13 protein-coding genes are annotated in these 17,034 nt (G+C 60.0%); 8 read left to right on the plus strand and 5 right to left on the minus strand.

Annotated features, from left to right (window positions below; translation table 11 throughout):
- The first annotated feature begins 34 nt into the window (after positions 1-34).
- Positions 35-463, plus strand: coding sequence for a hypothetical protein (locus QF043_RS16275; protein WP_307419345.1), 429 nt, complete (start codon positions 35-37; stop codon positions 461-463).
- A 50-nt stretch (positions 464-513) separates the two neighbouring features.
- On the opposite strand, the gene QF043_RS16280 is transcribed toward QF043_RS16275, so the two are convergent.
- The 5 genes from QF043_RS16280 to QF043_RS16300 all read right to left on the minus strand — a co-directional run bounded on the left by QF043_RS16280 (position 514) and on the right by QF043_RS16300 (position 6,216).
- Positions 514-1,095 carry a GNAT family N-acetyltransferase gene (locus QF043_RS16280; RefSeq protein ID WP_307419346.1) on the minus strand — a complete coding sequence of 194 codons (582 nt, stop codon included), beginning with the start codon at positions 1,093-1,095 and terminating at the stop codon, positions 514-516.
- 8 nt (positions 1,096-1,103) lie between these two features.
- Complete coding sequence (locus QF043_RS16285) at positions 1,104-3,359, minus strand: arginine/lysine/ornithine decarboxylase (protein ID WP_307419347.1); 2,256 nt, start codon at positions 3,357-3,359, stop codon at positions 1,104-1,106.
- 793 nt (positions 3,360-4,152) lie between these two features.
- Positions 4,153-4,893, minus strand: coding sequence for a DNA polymerase III subunit epsilon (gene dnaQ, locus QF043_RS16290; protein WP_307421416.1), 741 nt, complete (start codon positions 4,891-4,893; stop codon positions 4,153-4,155).
- Positions 4,894-4,972: 79 nt separating this feature from the next.
- On the minus strand, positions 4,973-5,425 hold the full coding sequence (gene rnhA, locus QF043_RS16295) for a ribonuclease HI (protein WP_003207474.1): 453 nt from the start codon (positions 5,423-5,425) through the stop codon (positions 4,973-4,975).
- 32 nt (positions 5,426-5,457) lie between these two features.
- Entirely contained in the window at positions 5,458-6,216 is a 759-nt protein-coding gene (locus tag QF043_RS16300; protein ID WP_307419348.1) for a class I SAM-dependent methyltransferase, read from the minus strand.
- A gap of 65 nt (positions 6,217-6,281) precedes the next feature.
- Between QF043_RS16300 and gloB the strand changes: the two genes are divergently transcribed.
- The 7 genes from gloB to QF043_RS16335 all read left to right on the plus strand — a co-directional run bounded on the left by gloB (position 6,282) and on the right by QF043_RS16335 (position 16,157).
- The gene (gloB, locus tag QF043_RS16305; RefSeq protein WP_307419349.1) at positions 6,282-7,049 is read left to right on the plus strand and encodes a hydroxyacylglutathione hydrolase; all 768 of its coding nucleotides are present in this window, start codon (positions 6,282-6,284) and stop codon (positions 7,047-7,049) included.
- 98 nt (positions 7,050-7,147) lie between these two features.
- The gene (locus QF043_RS16310; RefSeq protein ID WP_056859491.1) at positions 7,148-8,554 is read left to right on the plus strand and encodes a transglycosylase SLT domain-containing protein; all 1,407 of its coding nucleotides are present in this window, start codon (positions 7,148-7,150) and stop codon (positions 8,552-8,554) included.
- 237 nt (positions 8,555-8,791) lie between these two features.
- Positions 8,792-10,621 carry an extracellular solute-binding protein gene (locus tag QF043_RS16315; RefSeq protein WP_307419350.1) on the plus strand — a complete coding sequence of 610 codons (1,830 nt, stop codon included), beginning with the start codon at positions 8,792-8,794 and terminating at the stop codon, positions 10,619-10,621.
- Entirely contained in the window at positions 10,618-12,450 is a 1,833-nt protein-coding gene (locus QF043_RS16320; protein ID WP_307419351.1) for an extracellular solute-binding protein, read from the plus strand. The genes QF043_RS16315 and QF043_RS16320 overlap by 4 nt, the downstream gene beginning before the upstream one ends.
- Positions 12,451-13,524, plus strand: coding sequence for a microcin C ABC transporter permease YejB (locus QF043_RS16325; protein ID WP_017136937.1), 1,074 nt, complete (start codon positions 12,451-12,453; stop codon positions 13,522-13,524).
- 1 nt (position 13,525) lies between these two features.
- Positions 13,526-14,545, plus strand: a complete 1,020-nt coding sequence (locus tag QF043_RS16330) for an ABC transporter permease (RefSeq protein WP_016972786.1) — start codon at positions 13,526-13,528, stop codon at positions 14,543-14,545.
- 1 nt (position 14,546) lies between these two features.
- Positions 14,547-16,157, plus strand: a complete 1,611-nt coding sequence (locus QF043_RS16335) for an ABC transporter ATP-binding protein (RefSeq protein ID WP_307419353.1) — start codon at positions 14,547-14,549, stop codon at positions 16,155-16,157.
- Positions 16,158-17,034: the final 877 nt, after the last annotated feature.

The following is a 17,034-nucleotide window of genomic DNA, read 5'->3' on the forward strand; positions in this document are numbered from 1 at the left end:
CGCCACGCAACCGGATAACCCAGTGGTGACTGAGATGATCGCCGAGATGAACCGGCGCTTCACTAAAAACAAAGCGTACTTCGAGACCAATCGGCCAACCCTTTCCAGAAATACCACCGGCGGATTTGCCTACACCTCAGACTTCCTGGAGTACGAAGGCAAGGTCTTTGAAACCGTCGGCCCAACGTTGTTTGACGATGTACTGAAAGCCAAGCGACCGGACATTTACTATGCGGGGTTCGATGGCCTGAACAACAAAAAAATGCAACAGGCCGACAGCAGGTTTCCGCAGGGCGAGGCGTTCAACCTGGAAAGTGATACGCGCCAGTACTATGCCAATCAAGGCCTGACGGCGCCGGAAGGGCTGAAACAGAGCGTGGATGAGGCCAAAAAGCACTACAGCCAGTTCCGTACCCAACTGCAGATCGACATCGGCGCCGAACACTCCTGGATTGATTCATGACCTAGGCGGCAACACCTCAACTCGGCCTGAAGCTGGGCAGTCAGCCGCGATCAGGCCGAGTTCGATTCAAAGGTGAACAACCGATACCAGAAAATCGCCACTTCACGGGTTTGCGGATCAATCCCGCGATAGCGCAATTGGTCGATCCCGCCTATCACATACCCGCACCGCTCATACAGGCGGCAGGCACCGAGGTTGTTGTTCTGGGTTTCAAGCATCATGCCCGGCAGGTTTTTCTTGCGCGCCCAGAACTGCGCGACATCCAGCAACGCCTTGGCCACGCCATGGCGCCGCGCCGGCAAGGCCACCGCCAGTTCGTCGACATGGGCAAAACCGTTCCAGTTGGTGCTGACCACAATGTGCCCCACCGCGCGATCATCCAAATACGCCATAAAAATCGCGCTGTCGGGGACATCGCGAAAACTGGCGAATTCTTCCGGGTCGATGCCATAACACTTGCGGTACGGCAGGATGCGCTCCACCGCCCATTGGTCGACACGCTTGCCCATCTCCGGCACGCCGTAGGCGCCGACCTCAAAGCTGAAGTCATTGCCCCACACATAGGCGTCAAAGCCCTCATCGGCGACTCGAACGCTGAGCCCGGGATACTTCGGGTTCATTACAGCTTGCATAAACATCCTTAACCCTTGATGCAATCGACGGTGTAACAACGACCACTGCCGTCATCTTCGTGCTGCAACCCATGCACATCAGCGACAAAACCGGGGAAACTATTATCGAACGTGCGGGCAAATGCCAGGTAGTCGATGATTGAACGGGTTGATTCGGTAAAGCGCTCGCCCGGCATGATCAACGGAATGCCCGGTGGATAAGGCACCAGCATCACGGCTGCGATGCGTCCTGGCAAGGCATCAATGGAAACGGCTTCGACTTCCCCCCTGACCAGATGGTCGTAGGCATCGGCCGGTTTCATCGCAATGTCCGGCAGCACCGTGTACCTCCGCTTGAGGTGTTTGGCCGTGGCGTTGCTGCGGTAACAACTATGCAACTGGTCGCACAGGTCACGCAAACCCAGGCCTTGATAGCGCGCCGGGCCCTCTTTGAACACCGAGGGCAAACAGCTGGCCAGGCTGGCATTGGCGTCGTAGTTGCGCTTGAACTCCAGCAATTCGGTGAGCAAGGTGCTCCATTTGCCCTTGGTGATGCCCATGGAAAACAACACGAGGAAGGAATACAAACCGGTCTTTTCCACCACCAGCCCGCGCTCCCAGAGGAACTTGCTGACCACTGCGGCGGGAATCCCGCAGTCGCTCAAGGCGCCGCCGGCGTTAAGGCCGGGCATTACCAGGGTGACTTTGATCGGGTCCAGCAACACGTAGTCTTCGGCCACATCGCCAAAGCCGTGCCAGTCGTCCTGCGGGTGCAACAGCCAATCCGCCGTGGCGACGCGGTCGATGCCGGCCACCGACGGCGGCTGCCAGATCGAGAACCACCAGTCTTCGACTGCAATATGCTGGCGCAAGTTGGCCAAGGCACGGCGAAAGCTCAGGGCTTCGTCGAACATCTCCTGCAGCAGCGAGCGCCCGGCCGGGCCTTCCATCATCGCCGAGGCCACGTCCAGCGAGGCGATGATGCTGTATTGCGGGGACGTGGAGATGTGCATCATGAAGGCTTCGTTGAAGCGGTCGCGGTCCAGCTGGCGCGCGCCGCCATCCTGCACATGAATCATCGAAGCCTGGCTGAAGGCCGCGAGCAATTTGTGGGTCGAGTGGGTGGTGAACACCAGCGGGCTGTCCGGGGTGCGCGAAGTGCCCATGCCATAACGCCCGGCGAAGAATTCGTGGAAGGCCGCGTAGGCGTACCAGGCCTCGTCGAAGTGCAACACCTCGACACTGTTGCCTAATTGCTGCTTGATCAGCTCGGCGTTGTAGCACAGGCCGTCGTAGGTGGAGTTGGTGACCACCGCCAGCTTCACTTTCGCCGGCCGGCCACGGGTCAAGGGGCTGGCGTCGATTTTGGCGCGGATCGATTCGGGGCTGAATTCGCTTAACGGGATCGGGCCGATAATCCCCAGCTCGTTGCGCTCCGGGCACAAATACAACGGGATGGCGCCGGTCATGATGATCGAATGCAGCACTGACTTGTGGCAGTTTCGATCCACCAACACCAAGTCGTCGCGTGCCACCATGGAGTGCCAGACGATCTTGTTGGCAGTCGAGGTGCCGTTGATCACGAAGAACGTGTGATCGGCACCAAAGTTACGCGCCGCACGGGCCTCGGCTTCGGCCAATGGCCCGGTGTGATCGAGCAGCGACCCCAGTTCCGGCACCGACACGGACAGGTCCGAACGCAGGGTGTTTTCACCGAAGAATTGGTGAAACGCCTGGCCCACCGGGCTTTTGCGATACGCCACGCCGCCGCCATGGCCGGGGGTGTGCCAGGAATAGTTGGAGTCGGCCGTGTGCTGCACCAGCGCTTTGAAGAACGGCGGCAACAAACCATCAAGGTAGGCGCGTGCGGCGCGTGCGACCTGTCGGGCCAGAAATGGCACGGTGTCTTCGAACAGGTACAGAATGCCGCGCAGTTGGTTGAGCTCGCTCATGGCGTCGGCCGGCGCGTTTTCCAGGGTGACCTGCTCGCCCAGGGCAAAGATCGGCAGGTTGGGCGCCCTCACCCGCGCCAGGCGAATCAACTCGACCATGTTTTGCAGCAGGTGGGTGTTTTCGCCAGCGCCCTCGGCGGCGATCAACATGCACGCCAAGCCATGATGGGTAGAGGCCACCAAGCGGCCTTCGGCGTAATCCACCGCAGAAAATATGCTGAAGCCCTCTTGTTCCAGCTCGTGGGCGATGCCTCGAACCCGATCACCGGCAACGGTGTCGGCCTTGATGTCACGGTGCACGATAAGAACAGGGAACTTCAGGTCTTTGTACATGAGTGCTTGGAGTCCTGAGGGCTATGCACTCAGGGTAGAAGCTGGGAGTGGATGTGGCGAATGAAGATTTAACTGGCGACGCAAATCTACTGTGGGAGCTGGCTTGCCTGCGATGGCGGTTTGTGGGTGTACATATCCGTTGCTGCGGTAACGGCGGCCTATGGTTCCGCTCTTACAGCGGGTCACTTTTGGCAAACGCCCCAAAAGTAACCAAAAGGTCTGTGCCCCACCACTCGGCACCTCGCCTAGGCTCGGTGTGCCCGCACTCCGGCTTGAATCCGTGGGCCGCCGCGATGGGCCATCCTTGGCCCAGCGCGGCTAACCCGGCGTCCTGCCGGGTTACCCACGGATTCAAGCCTGCGTTCGGCCAGCGTGGTTGACGGGGCGCCTCAAATCAAAAGCAAGATCAAAAGCAGAGCACGGCAGCCTGAAAGCCGACCTGAGTGGTTGAATCAAAAGCCAGATCAAGTGCAAAGCAACAGCATATCTACCTGACTCAACACAGTCTAAATGTGGGAGCGGGCTTGCTCGCGAAGACGGTGTGCCAGTCAATTCATCTGTAACTGACCCACCGCATTCGCGAGCAAGCCCGCTCCCACAGTTGACCGCATACAGTTCTGAATATGAGGTCGGCTGCAAATTTGCATGCACTGAAGCGCTGCTTTTCTGTGGGAGCTGGCTTGTCGAATCGTCGCACCGCTGCGATGCAGACACCTCGGTACATCAGGCACACCCAGTTGATGCCATCGCAGGCAAGCCAGCTCCCACATTGTTTAATTGCGATCAGCGGTGATTATTGCTGAGTCAGTTGCGACCACAACGCCGGCGCACCCGCCGACTTGGCGATCGCTTCCAGGCGCGCCGCATGCTCGGCCAGGTCCTGCTCGCTGGCACGGATGATGGCGGTCGGCTTGCGATCCGCCGCCAAACGACGGATTTCCGAAGGCCGGTTGCCCGAACCTTCCGCCGAGCCGCTGCCATCGGAAGCGTTACCGGCCAAGGACAGGCTGGTCTGCCCGCCGGTCATGGTCAGGTAAACGTCGGCAAGAATCTCGGAGTCGAGCAAGGCGCCGTGCAGTTCACGGCCGGAGTTGTCGACGCCATAACGTTTGCACAAGGCATCCAGGCTGTTGCGCTGGCCGGGGTGACGCTCACGGGCCATCATCAAGGTATCGAGGATCGAACAGTGACGGGAGATATCCGCACGCTCGGTCTGCCCCATCAGGGCAAACTCGTTATTGATGAAGCCGACGTCGAACGCCGCGTTATGGATGATCAGTTGAGCGCCGTTGATGAACTCAAAAAACTCGTCCGCCACTTCAGCGAAGCGCGGCTTGCCCTTGAGGAATTCATCAGTGATACCGTGGACGCCAATCGCGCCCTCGTCACTGTCACGATCCGGTTGCAGGTAGACGTGAAAGTGACGCCCGGTGAGACGGCGACCCATCAATTCGACACAGCCGATTTCAATGATCCGGTGACCATCGGTCACCGGCATGCCGGTGGTTTCGGTATCGAGTACAACAGATCGGATGGCCATCAGGGTTCAGCTCTCAACGGTGGTGTGCAGTGTGGTGTGAATCAAGGGGCGCGATGTTAACACGTCAGCCGGCTCAGCTCTGTTTGTAGCCCCGCACTTCATCCACGCCACGATTGGCCAACTGGTCGGCGCGCTCGTTGCCAGGGTGGCCGATATGCCCGCGTACCCATTTCCAGGTGATGTTATGGCGATTGCATTGCTCATCGAGCAGTTGCCACAGGTCGGCATTCTTTACCGGCTCCTTGGCCGCGGTTTTCCAGCCGCGCTTCTTCCAGTTGACCATCCACTCGTTGATGCCCTTCATCACGTATTGCGAGTCGGTCACCAACAGCACGTCACAGCGACGCTTGAGTTCTTCCAGGCCGCGAATGGCGCCCATCAGCTCCATGCGGTTGTTGGTGGTGTTGGCTTCGCCGCCCCACAGTTCCTTCTCCACGCCTTTGCACACCAGCAACGCGCCCCAGCCGCCGGGGCCAGGGTTGCCCTTGCAGGCGCCATCGGTGAAGAGTTCTACGGTATCGGTCATCAGTTGCTCGGTCTTCAATCAGAAAAAGGGTTTTACGGTTCGCTTTGCTTGCGGTTGACCTTGGCCATCGGCATCGGCACCAGCTTGCCAATGGGCTGACGCGCGACCTGGCGCACCGGCCGCAGCCCGACCACGATCTTGCGCGCCACCAATAAATAGAAGCCGCCGCCCGACAGTTGCCAGGCACCCGCCCGGCGTTCCCAGCCGGCCAGACGAGCTTGCCACTTGGCAGACGCAAGCGGCGGACGATAGCACCCGAAGCGGCGTTTCTCCAGCGCGAAGCCCAGCAGGTTCAACCAGTCGCCCACCCGCGACGGCGCGATGCAGCGCGCCTGGCGCAGGCCGTCATGGGCGAACACATGGCGCAGGCCCCAACTGCTCCAGGGGTTGATGCCGATGATCAGCAAATGGCCACCTGGGCGCACGCTGCTGGCAGCCTCGCGCAGCAAACCGTGGGGCGACAGGCAGAAATCCAGGCCATGCTGCAGCACCACCACGTCGGCGGCATGTTCGCTCAGCGGCCAGGCCTGTTCCTCGCACACAATTTCGACGCCAGGCAACGGCGCGCCTAGGCGCACATTGCGTTGCACCTGCGGCGCAGCGGGCGGGGTCTGGGCCGACGGGCCGTAGTGCACCAGGTAGCCACCAAAGAACCGGCCCAGCTCGTCTTCGAGCATGCGCCGCTCTTCATCCAGCAAAAATTGCCCGATCGGCCCGGACAGCCAATCACGGGCTGCGCTGATCAGGGCCAGCCATTCAGGATCGGCCTGGGCGAACGCTTTATCAGTCATTGCATTCTCCAATTCGCCTAGACGTTCTAAGATGCACCAATGTGTTCAGCTTGGCGAATCGAAGAATGATACAGATCAGTGCCCTGCCCGCCTTCACCGATAACTACATCTGGTTGTTACAAGACCCTGATACCCAACGCTGCGCCGTGGTCGACCCCGGCGATGCCGCGCCGGTGCTGGCCTGGCTCAAGCAAAACCCGGGGTACAGGCTCAGCGACATCCTGATCACCCACCACCACCATGATCATGTCGGCGGCGTCGAACAGCTCAAACAGGTCACTGACGCCAAGGTTTACGGCCCGGCGAACGAGAAGATCCCGGCGCGCGACGTGGCCCTGCACGATAATGAGCGCATCAGCGCACTCGGCTGGGACTTCGACGTTTATAGTGTGCCCGGCCATACCCTCGGCCATATCGCCTATTACCATCAGGGCGTGCTGTTTTGTGGCGACACCCTGTTTGCCGCCGGTTGCGGGCGCCTGTTCGAAGGCACCCCGGAACAGATGCACACCTCACTGGAGCGCCTGGCCGCACTGCCCGCCGACACACTGGTGTACTGCACCCACGAGTACACGCAAAGTAACCTCAAGTTTGCCCAAGCCGTGGAACCGGACAATGCCGATATTGCCGAACGCGTCGAAAGCGTCAAGCAATTGCGCGCCCGTGGCGAGATGACACTGCCGTCCAACCTGGCCCTGGAAAAACGTACTAACCCTTTTTTGCGTACCGCCGAAACATCCGTTAAACAAAAAGCGGACGAACGGAATGGTCGCGACAACCGCACTGGGGCCGAGGTGTTTGCTAGCTTGAGGGCTTGGAAAGATAAGTTCTAAGCGGATGCAATCTGATACGGAATTTCTGAATGGTTGACCGGAACCAAAGCGCTTTCTAGAATCGCCCGACATTTTTGCCCGGAACTTACTTCCAGCCAATGTCGTCATCTATTCGTAAATCCATTTCTTCAGACGCATTGACCCGCCTGGCTCAAGCCGTGGCGGTGGCCGTTTCCGCGACTCTGGCGGGCTGCCAATCGACAAATTTCGCTGCACAATCCACCGTGCAACCCAAACCGAATCTTGCTGCCAAGATCAAGCAAAAACCTATTTGGCTCTCAGAGAAGCCTAGCCCCGAAGTGCCCCAGGATGTCTGGGAACGCATGCGCCGGGGCTTTCAATTGCAGGACGGCCTGGGTGTGAACCCGCGCATCGAGCAACAACGCTTGTGGTTCGCCAGTAACCCGTCCTTTTTAGAGAACGCCGGAGAACGCGGCAGTCTCTACATTCATTACATCGTCGAACGCCTTGAAGAACGCAACATGCCCCTGGAGCTGGCGCTGCTGCCAGTGATCGAAAGTGCCTACAACCCGATGGCCTATTCGCGCAGCGATGCGGTCGGCTTGTGGCAGTTCATCCCCTCCACCGGGCGCTACTTCAACCTGCGCCAGACCCGCGCCTACGACGGCCGCCGCGATATCACCGCCTCCACCACCGCCGCCCTGGACTATCTGACGCGTCTGCATGACATGTTCAACGGCGACTGGCTGTTGGCCCTGGCGGCCTACAACGCCGGCGAAGGCACGGTCAGCCGGGCGATCGAGCGCAACGAAAAGCTCGGCCTGCCTACCGACTACTGGAACCTGCCCCTGCCCCAGGAAACCAAGGACTACGTGCCCAAGTTCCTGGCGCTGTCCCAAGTGGTGCTGGCCCCCGAGGCCTACGGCGTCAACCTGAGCCCGATTGCCAACACGCCGTACTTCGAAGTGGTTGAAGTCAAGCAAAGCATGGACCTGTCCCGGGTTGCCGCGCTGGCCGAGATCGACGAAGACGAACTGTTCCAGCTCAACCCGGCCCTGAAACAACGCACCACCCTGGACGGCCCGCAGCATTTGCTCGTGCCCAGCTCCAAGGCGCAGTTGCTCACCAGCACCCTTTCGACGATGAAGCCGGAAGAATTGCTGGCGATGCGTCCTAAAAAGCAGGTGTTCGACGAAGTTGAGAGCACACGGGTGGCCGGGCGTACACGCAACTACAAGGTACGCAGTGGCGACAACCTCACGCTGATCGCCAAGGCGAACAAGGTCGATGTGCATGACCTGCAGCGCTGGAACAAGCTCAACGGCCAGGCCCTCAAGGTCGGCCAGACCCTGGTGATGCAGGACACCCGCAAACTGGTGGCCAGCAGCAAGAAGCCGGTGCAGTACAAGGTCAAGAAAGGCGACTCGCTGTATATCGTCGCCAAGCGCTTCAATGTTGAGATGCAACATCTCAAGCGTTGGAACCCGCGTACTGGCCAGGCGTTGAAGCCGGGGCAGATGCTGGTGGTTTCGGGACCTAGATAAAGTCCCGCGGGGACTGGCTTATGTGGGAGCTGGCTTGCCTGCGATGCAGACACCTCGGTGTGTCAGGCACACCGAGTTGATGCCATCGCAGGCAAGCCAGCTCCCACATTTGATCTTCACCCAATTCGATACTTTCCCAACCCTGAACCCAGGGCTTTTCAACGGCCTTTTTCCAACCGGAACAAGCTGTTACTGTACCGATCATAAAGCCCAAGCCGCCTGGATCGGATCTCTGACTTGAAGCGTCCCCTCCTTCTACTAATAAGTCTGGCCTTGAGCTTTGCTGCGAACGCGACGATTACCGAGAGCCACGGTTACACGCAGTTCGGCACACTCAAGTACCCGGCAAAATTCACCCACTTCGATTGGGTAAACCCTGCAGCGCCCAAAGGTGGGACCTTGCGGGTCATGGCATTTGGCACCTTCGATACCCTCAACCCCTACACCTTCAAGGGCACCAGCCCGGTTTCCACGCCCAACTTCCTGCAATACGGCGTGAACGAGCTGAACGAGCCGCTGATGGTCGGCACCGGCCAGTACGCGCCGTCCGGTGACGAGCCCACCTCCAGCTACGGGCTGATTGCCCAATCGGTGGAGTACAGCGAGGACCGCAGTTGGGTGGTGTTCAACCTGCGCCCCGAAGCGCGTTTCCATGATGGCAAGCCGATCACCGCTTATGACGTGGCGTTTTCCTATCGCACCCTGCTTACCGAAGGCCACCCGCAGTACCGCACCAACCTGCAGGAAGTCGCACGGGTCGACATCCTGAACCGCCATCGCATCCGTTTTGTGTTCAAGCGTGCCGGCAACCCACTGCTGATCCTGCGTCTGGGTGAACTGCCGGTACTGCCCCAGCATTACTGGAAGACCCGCGATTTCAAGGCCACCACCTTCGAGCCGCCCTTGGGCAGCGGGCCGTATCGCATCACCAAAGTCACCCCAGGCCGCCAACTGGTGTTCGAGCGGGTCAAGGATTACTGGGGCAAAGACCTGCCGGTCAACCAGGGCTTCTACAACTACGACAAGGTCGAAGTGGAGTTCTACCGCGACAGCGACGTGGCCTTCGAAGCCTTCAAGGCGGGTGAATTCGATATCTATATCGAACACCAGGCCAAGAACTGGGCCACCGGCTACAACTTTCCGGCGGTCAACCGCGGCGACGTGATCAAGGCGCAGATCGCCCACCAGATCCCGACCCAGAGCCAGGGCCTGTTCATGAACACGCGGCGGCCGATCTTCAGCCAGACCAAAGTGCGTGAGGCGCTGGGGCTGATGTTCGATTTTGAGTGGACCAACCGCACCCTGTTCAGCAACGCCTATAAACGCACGCTGAGTTATTACCCCAACAGCGAGTTTTCTGCGACGGGTGTGCCGGTGGGGCATGAATGGCTGATGCTCTCGCCCTACCGCGACCAGTTGCCGCCCAACCTGTTCACCCAAGCCTTCAGCCTGCCGCAGACCGACGGGCGGGGCATTCCGCGCGAAACCATGCGCCGCGCCCTGGGGTTGCTCGGCGAAGCCGGCTGGAAACTCTCCGACCAGCGCCTGCTCGACACCAAGGGCCAACCGCTGCGCTTCGAGATCCTGCTGGTCAACCCGAACCTTGAACGCATCCTGCAGCCCTACGTCGAGAACCTCAAAAGCATCGGCATCGACGCCCGCCTGCGCACCGTTGACCGGGCGCAATACAAGCAGCGCCTGGATCAGTTCGACTACGACATGGTCCTGATCACCCTCAACCAGACCTTGAGCCCCGGCCTTGAGCAGTGGCAGTACTTCCACTCCAGCCAGGCGGCCATCAAGGGCAGCAAAAACTACGCCGGCATCGCCAACCCGGTGGTCGACCACCTGCTCGACCAACTGCTGGCCGCGCAGACCCGCGAAGAACAATTGGCCGCCGGCCGCGCCCTCGACCGGGTGCTGCTGTGGCAGCACTACAGTATTCCCAACTGGTACCTCAACTATCATCGCTTGGCGTACCGCAACCGGTTCGCCTTTGTCACCACGCCGCCCTATAGCCTGGGTTTGAGTGCATGGTGGCTGAAAGCTGCGGAGAAAGCCCAATGATGACTTTGCGCACCGCCCTGTTTGGCGCGCTGTTAGCGTGCGGCGCGGCCAACGCCGCGCCGCAACATGCGTTGACCCTGTACAGCGAGCCACCCAAGTACCCCGCCGACTTCAAGCATTTCGACTACGTAAACCCCGACGCGCCCAAGGGCGGCACCTTCCGTGAATCGAGCATGGGTGGCTTCGACAGCCTCAACCCCTACATCAGCAAGGGCGTGCCCGCAGACAACCTGCCGCTGATCTACGACACCCTGGCCATGCAAAGCCTCGACGAGCCCGTCACCGAGTACGGCCTGGTGGCCGGCAAGATCGAAAAGGCGCCGGATAACAGTTGGGTGCGCTTCTACCTGCGCCCCGAAGCACGCTTTCATGATGGCCACCCGATCCGTGCCGAAGACGTGGTATTCACCTTCCAGGCGCTGATCAAGGACGGTTCGCCGCTCTACCGCAACTACTACGCCGATGTCGACGAAGTGGTCGCCGAAGACCCGCTGCGTGTGCTGTTCAAGTTCAAGCGCACCAATAACCGTGAATTACCGCTGATCCTCGGCCAACTGCCGGTATTGCCCAAGCATTGGTGGGCAACGCGCGACTTTGCCAAGGGCAACCTGGAAATACCGCTGGGCAGTGGCCCGTACAAGGTCGCCGAGGTCAAACCGGGGCGCATGGTGCGCTATGAGCGGGTCAAGGATTACTGGGCCAAGGATTTACCGGTGGCCAAGGGGTTCTACAACTTCGATAACCGCATCACCGACTACTACCGTGACAGCACCGTGGCCCTGGAAGCCTTGAAAGCCGGGCAGTTCGACTACTGGCTGGAATTCAGCGCCAAGAACTGGGCCAACGCCTACAACATTCCGGCCGTGGCCCAGGGCCGGTTGATCAAGGAAGAAATCCCCAACGGCAACCCCACCGGCATGCAAGGGTTTGTGTTCAATACGCGCAAACCGATGTTCCAGGATGTGCGGGTACGCAAGGCCATCAGCCTGCTGCTGGATTTCGAGTGGAGCAACAAACAGCTGTTCAATGGTGCCTACACCCGCACCCGCAGTTACTTCGAAAACTCCGAGATGGCCGCCACCGGCCTGCCCGGCCCGGCGGAAACCGCCATCCTGGCGCCGTTTCGCGACAAGCTCCCCGCCGAAGTCTTTACCCAAGCCTTCGAGCCGGCCAAAACCGACGGCAGCGGCATGATCCGCACCCAGCAGCGCGAGGCTTACCAGCTGTTGCAGGAGGCGGGCTGGAAGATCGTCGACGACAAGATGGTCGACACCACCGGCAAGCCGGTAAACATCGAGTTTCTGTTGACCCAGACCGATTTCGAACGGGTACTGCTGCCCTTCAAGCGCAACCTGGCAGACCTTGGGATCAACCTGGTAATCCGCCGCGTTGACGTTTCCCAATACATCAACCGCCTGCGTTCACGGGACTTCGACATGCTGGTAGGCAGCTTCCCGCAGTCCACCTCGCCGGGTAACGAGCAGCGCGAATTCTGGTCGTCCGCCGCCGCCGACAAATCCGGCAGCCGCAACTACATGGGCCTCAAGGACCCGGTGGTCGACCAACTCGTCGAAGAACTGATCAACGCCGACTCGCGCCAAAGCCTGGTCGACCATGCCAAGGCGCTGGATCGGGTCTTGCAGTTTGGCTACTACGTGATTCCCAACTGGCACATCAAGACTTACCGCGTGGCGTACTGGGATCACTTGGGCCACCCCAAAGTCCCGCCACGTTACGACGTCGGCACGGCCACCTGGTGGGCCAAACCTGAAGTCAAACCTGCCGTCGACACTGTCCAGAGCGCCGATACGGCGAGCGGAGGCGATTAAATGCTGGCCTATATTGTTCGCCGCCTGTTGCTGATCATCCCCACACTGTTCGGGATCCTGCTGATCAACTTCATCATCATCCAGGCCGCCCCCGGTGGCCCGGTGGAGCAGATGATCGCCAAACTCGAAGGGTTCGACGGCGCCACCAGCCGCATTGCCGGTGGCGGCGCCGAGGTCTCGGTGGCCGGTTCCAGCTACCGCGGCGCCCAGGGCCTGGACCCGGCGCTGATCAAGGAAATCGAAAAGATGTACGGCTTCGACAAGTCGGCGCCGGAACGCTTGTGGATCATGGTCAAGAACTATGCACGCCTGGATTTTGGCGACAGCTTCTTTCGCGACGCCAAGGTCATCGACCTGATCAAGGAAAAAATGCCGGTGTCCATCTCCCTCGGGTTATGGAGCACGCTGATCATGTACCTGGTGTCGATCCCGCTGGGCATCGCCAAGGCCACGCGGCACGGCAGCCACTTTGACGTGTGGACCAGCTCGGCGATCATCGTCGGCTATGCCATCCCGGCGTTTTTGTTCGCGATCCTGCTGATCGTGGTGTTTGCCGGCGGCAGTTACCTGGACTGGTTCCCCTTGCGCGGGCTGACCTCCAACAACTTCGAGGAACTGAGCTTAGGCGGCAAGATCCTCGATTATTTCTGGCACCTGGCCCTGCCCGTCACGGCGTTGGTGATCGGCAACTTCGCAACCATGACCCTGCTGACCAAAAACAGCTTCCTCGACGAAATCAACAAACAGTACGTGGTCACCGCCAAAGCCAAGGGCCTGACCAACCACCGCGTGCTTTACGGCCATGTGTTTCGTAACGCCATGCTGCTGGTGATCGCCGGTTTCCCCTCGGCGTTTATCGGGATCTTCTTCACCGGCTCGCTGCTGGTCGAGGTGATCTTTTCCCTCGACGGCCTGGGCCTGATGAGCTTTGAAGCGGCAATCAACCGCGATTACCCGGTGGTGTTCGGCACGTTGTTTATCTTCACCCTGCTGGGGCTGATCGTGAAACTGATCGGCGACCTCACTTACACCCTGGTCGATCCGCGCATCGACTTCGCCAGCCGGGAGCATTGAGATGAACCTGTCCCCCCTCAATCGCCGCCGGTTCGAGCGCTTCAAGGCCAACAAGCGTGGCTGGTGGTCGCTGTGGCTGTTCCTGATTCTGTTCGTGCTCAGCCTGGGCGCCGAGTTGATCGCCAACGACAAACCGCTGGCCGTGCACTTTGACGGTGGCTGGTATTTCCCGGCGCTTAAACGCTACCCGGAGACCACCTTCGGCGGCGAATTCCCGCTGGAAGCCAACTACAAGAGCCCGTATATCCAGGAACTGCTCAAGGCCAAGGATGCCTGGACGCTGTGGGCGCCCATCCCGTTCAGCTACCAGAGCATCAACTACGACCTGAAAGTGCCTGCGCCAGCGCCGCCGTCTTCGGTGAACCTGCTGGGCACGGACGACCAGGGCCGCGATGTGCTGGCGCGAGTGATCTACGGCTTCCGTGTGTCGGTGCTGTTTGCCCTGACGCTGACCGTGCTCAGCTCGATCATCGGCGTCATCGCCGGCGCCTTGCAGGGCTTCTACGGCGGCTGGGTCGACCTGGCCGGCCAGCGTTTCCTGGAGATCTGGTCGGGTCTGCCGGTGCTGTACCTGCTGATCATCCTCGCCAGCTTTGTGCAGCCCAACTTCTGGTGGCTGCTGGGCATCATGTTGCTGTTTTCGTGGATGAGCCTGGTGGACGTGGTGCGCGCCGAGTTCCTGCGCGGGCGCAACCTGGAATACGTGCGTGCAGCCCGAGCGCTGGGCATGCAGAACGGCGCGATCATGTTCCGGCATATCCTGCCCAATGCGATGGTCTCGACCATGACATTCATGCCGTTCATCCTTACCGGCGCCATCGGCACCCTCACCGCCCTGGATTTTCTCGGCTTTGGCCTGCCAGCCGGTTCGCCGTCCCTGGGCGAACTGGTGGCCCAGGGCAAATCCAACCTGCAAGCGCCGTGGCTGGGCATGAGTGCCTTTGCCGTGCTGGCGATCATGTTGAGTTTGCTGGTGTTTATCGGCGAGTCCGCTCGCGATGCCTTCGACCCGAGGAAATGAGATGAACCAGGACAATCTGATCGAAGTCCGCGACCTCTGCGTCGAGTTCGTCACCGGCGAGCATCACCACCGCGTGGTCAACCACATCAGCTTCGATATCAAACGCGGCGAAACCCTGGCGCTGGTCGGCGAAAGCGGCTCGGGCAAATCGGTGACCGCCCACTCGATCCTGCGCCTGCTGCCCTACCCGCTGGCGCGGCACCCGGCCGGCACCATCAGCTATTCCGGGCATGATCTGCTGACCCTCAAAGAGAAAACCATCCGGCATATTCGCGGCAACCGCATTGCGATGATCTTTCAGGAGCCAATGACCTCGCTGAACCCGCTGCATTCGATCGAAAAGCAGATCAACGAAGTGCTCGGCCTGCACAAAGGCCTCACCGGCAAAGTCGCGACCCGACGCACCCTGGAACTGCTCGAACTGGTGGGCATCCCCGAGCCGCACAAGCGCCTCAAGGCCCTGCCCCACGAACTGTCCGGCGGCCAGCGCCAGCGGGTGATGATCGCCATGGCCCTGGCCAACGAGCCCGAACTGCTGATCGCCGACGAGCCGACCACGGCCCTCGACGTCACTGTGCAATTGAAGATCCTGGAACTGCTCAAAGAGCTGCAGGCCCGGCTGGGCATGGCATTGCTGCTGATCAGCCATGACCTGAACCTGGTGCGGCGCATTGCCCACCGCGTGTGTGTGATGCAGCAGGGTTGCATCGTTGAACAGGCTGATTGCGAGACGCTGTTTCAGTCGCCCCAGCACCCCTACACCCAGGAACTGTTGGCGGCGGAACCCAGCGGTGGGCCAGCCAGTAACGAGGTCGGGCCGCCCCTCTTGGAAGTCGACGACCTGAAGGTCTGGTTTCCGATCAAAAAGGGCTTTTTGCGCAACACCGTCGATTACGTCAAGGCGGTGGACGGCATCAACTTCAGCCTGCCCCAGGGCCAGACGCTGGGCATCGTCGGTGAAAGCGGCTCGGGCAAATCCACCCTGGGCCTGGCGATTTTGCGCTTGATCGCCAGCAAAGGCGGGATTCGCTTTGAAGGCCAGCAACTTGACCGCCTGACTCAGCAACAGGTGCGCCCGCTGCGGCGGGAGATGCAGGTGGTGTTTCAAGACCCGTTCGGCAGCTTGAGCCCGCGCATGTGTGTGAGCGAGATTGTTGGCGAAGGCTTGCGTATCCACAAGATGGGCACGCCGGCCGAGCAGGAACTGGCGATTATTGCGGCGCTCAAGGAAGTGGGTTTGGACCCGGAGTCGCGGCATCGTTACCCCCATGAGTTTTCCGGCGGGCAACGGCAACGCATCGCCATCGCCCGTGCCTTGGTGCTCAAGCCCCGCTTGATACTGCTCGATGAACCGACATCCGCGCTCGACCGCACGGTGCAGCGGCAAGTGGTGGAGTTGCTGCGGGGCTTGCAGGCCAAATACAACCTGACCTACCTGTTTATCAGCCATGATTTGGCGGTGGTGAAGGCGTTGAGTCACCAGTTGATGGTGGTCAAGCAAGGGCAAGTGGTGGAACAGGGCGACGCGGCGGGGATCTTTGCAGATCCGCAGCATGCTTATACGCGGCAGTTGTTGGAAGCGGCGTTTTTGGTGCCCGCTGTTGTGGTTTGATCGTGTGCATATCCGTTATTTAGGTAACGGCGGCCTATGGTTCCGCTCTTACAGCGGCTCACTTTTTGAGGGACCAAAAAGTAAGCAAAAAGTCCTCGCCCCAACACTCGGTGCCTCGCTGTGGCTCGGCATGCCCGCAATCCGACACTGATTTGGGGGGCCGCCGCCACGCGCCATCCATGGCGCGGGGCGGCTAAACCGGCATCCCTGCCGGTTTACCCCCCAAATCACTGTCGAATTCCGGCCATCGTGTTTGACGGGGCGATTTCAGATCAAGATCAAGATCAAGATCAAAAGCGCAGATCAAAAGACCGCTGACTTCGTCATCGAAAAGGATGTAAGGGCCACAGCAACAGCAACAGCAACAGCAACAGCAACAGCAACAGCAACAGCAACAGCAACAGCAACAGCAACAGCAACAGCAAAGCCATACTCGGTCAAAGGTGGGAGCTGGCTTGCCTGCGATGGCATCACCTCGGTGTACCTGACACACCGAGGTGTCTGCATCGCAGGCAAGCCAGCTCCCACAGAAAAGCAGCTCTTCAGTGCATGCAAATCCGCAGCCGACCTCATATTCAAAACTGCATGCGATCAACTGTGGGAGCGGGCTTGCTCGCGAATGCAGTGTGTCAGTCAATTCATCTGTCACTGACCCACTGCATTCGCGAGCAAGCCCGCTCCCACATTTAGACTGTGTTGCATCAGGTAGATAGGCTGTCGCTTTGCATTTGATCTGGCTTTTGATTCAACCACTCAGGTCGGCTTTCAGGCCGCCGTGCTCTGCTTTTGATCTTGCTTTTGATCTGAGGCGCCCCGTCAACCACGCTGGCCGAACGCAGGCTTGAATCCGTGGGTAACCCGGCAGGACGCCGGGTTA

It is taken from the genome of Pseudomonas sp. W3I7 (genome assembly GCF_030816095.1).
Lineage (GTDB): Bacteria > Pseudomonadota > Gammaproteobacteria > Pseudomonadales > Pseudomonadaceae > Aquipseudomonas > Aquipseudomonas salomonii.

Bases quoted from the DNA above. Each gene is read 5' to 3' on its own strand.
- QF043_RS16335 (WP_307419353.1), top strand. From the start codon at position 14,547: ATGAACCAGGACAATCTGATCGAAGTCCGCGACCTCTGCGTCGAGTTC.
- QF043_RS16275 (WP_307419345.1), top strand. From the start codon at position 35: ATGATCGCCGAGATGAACCGGCGCTTCACTAAAAACAAAGCGTACTTC.
- QF043_RS16285 (WP_307419347.1), bottom strand. From the start codon at position 3,359: ATGTACAAAGACCTGAAGTTCCCTGTTCTTATCGTGCACCGTGACATC.
- rnhA (WP_003207474.1), bottom strand. From the start codon at position 5,425: ATGACCGATACCGTAGAACTCTTCACCGATGGCGCCTGCAAGGGCAAC.
- QF043_RS16320 (WP_307419351.1), top strand. From the start codon at position 10,618: ATGATGACTTTGCGCACCGCCCTGTTTGGCGCGCTGTTAGCGTGCGGC.
- QF043_RS16280 (WP_307419346.1), bottom strand. From the start codon at position 1,095: ATGCAAGCTGTAATGAACCCGAAGTATCCCGGGCTCAGCGTTCGAGTC.
- QF043_RS16330 (WP_016972786.1), top strand. From the start codon at position 13,526: ATGAACCTGTCCCCCCTCAATCGCCGCCGGTTCGAGCGCTTCAAGGCC.
- gloB (WP_307419349.1), top strand. From the start codon at position 6,282: ATGATACAGATCAGTGCCCTGCCCGCCTTCACCGATAACTACATCTGG.
- QF043_RS16300 (WP_307419348.1), bottom strand. From the start codon at position 6,216: ATGACTGATAAAGCGTTCGCCCAGGCCGATCCTGAATGGCTGGCCCTG.
- QF043_RS16310 (WP_056859491.1), top strand. From the start codon at position 7,148: ATGTCGTCATCTATTCGTAAATCCATTTCTTCAGACGCATTGACCCGC.
- QF043_RS16325 (WP_017136937.1), top strand. From the start codon at position 12,451: ATGCTGGCCTATATTGTTCGCCGCCTGTTGCTGATCATCCCCACACTG.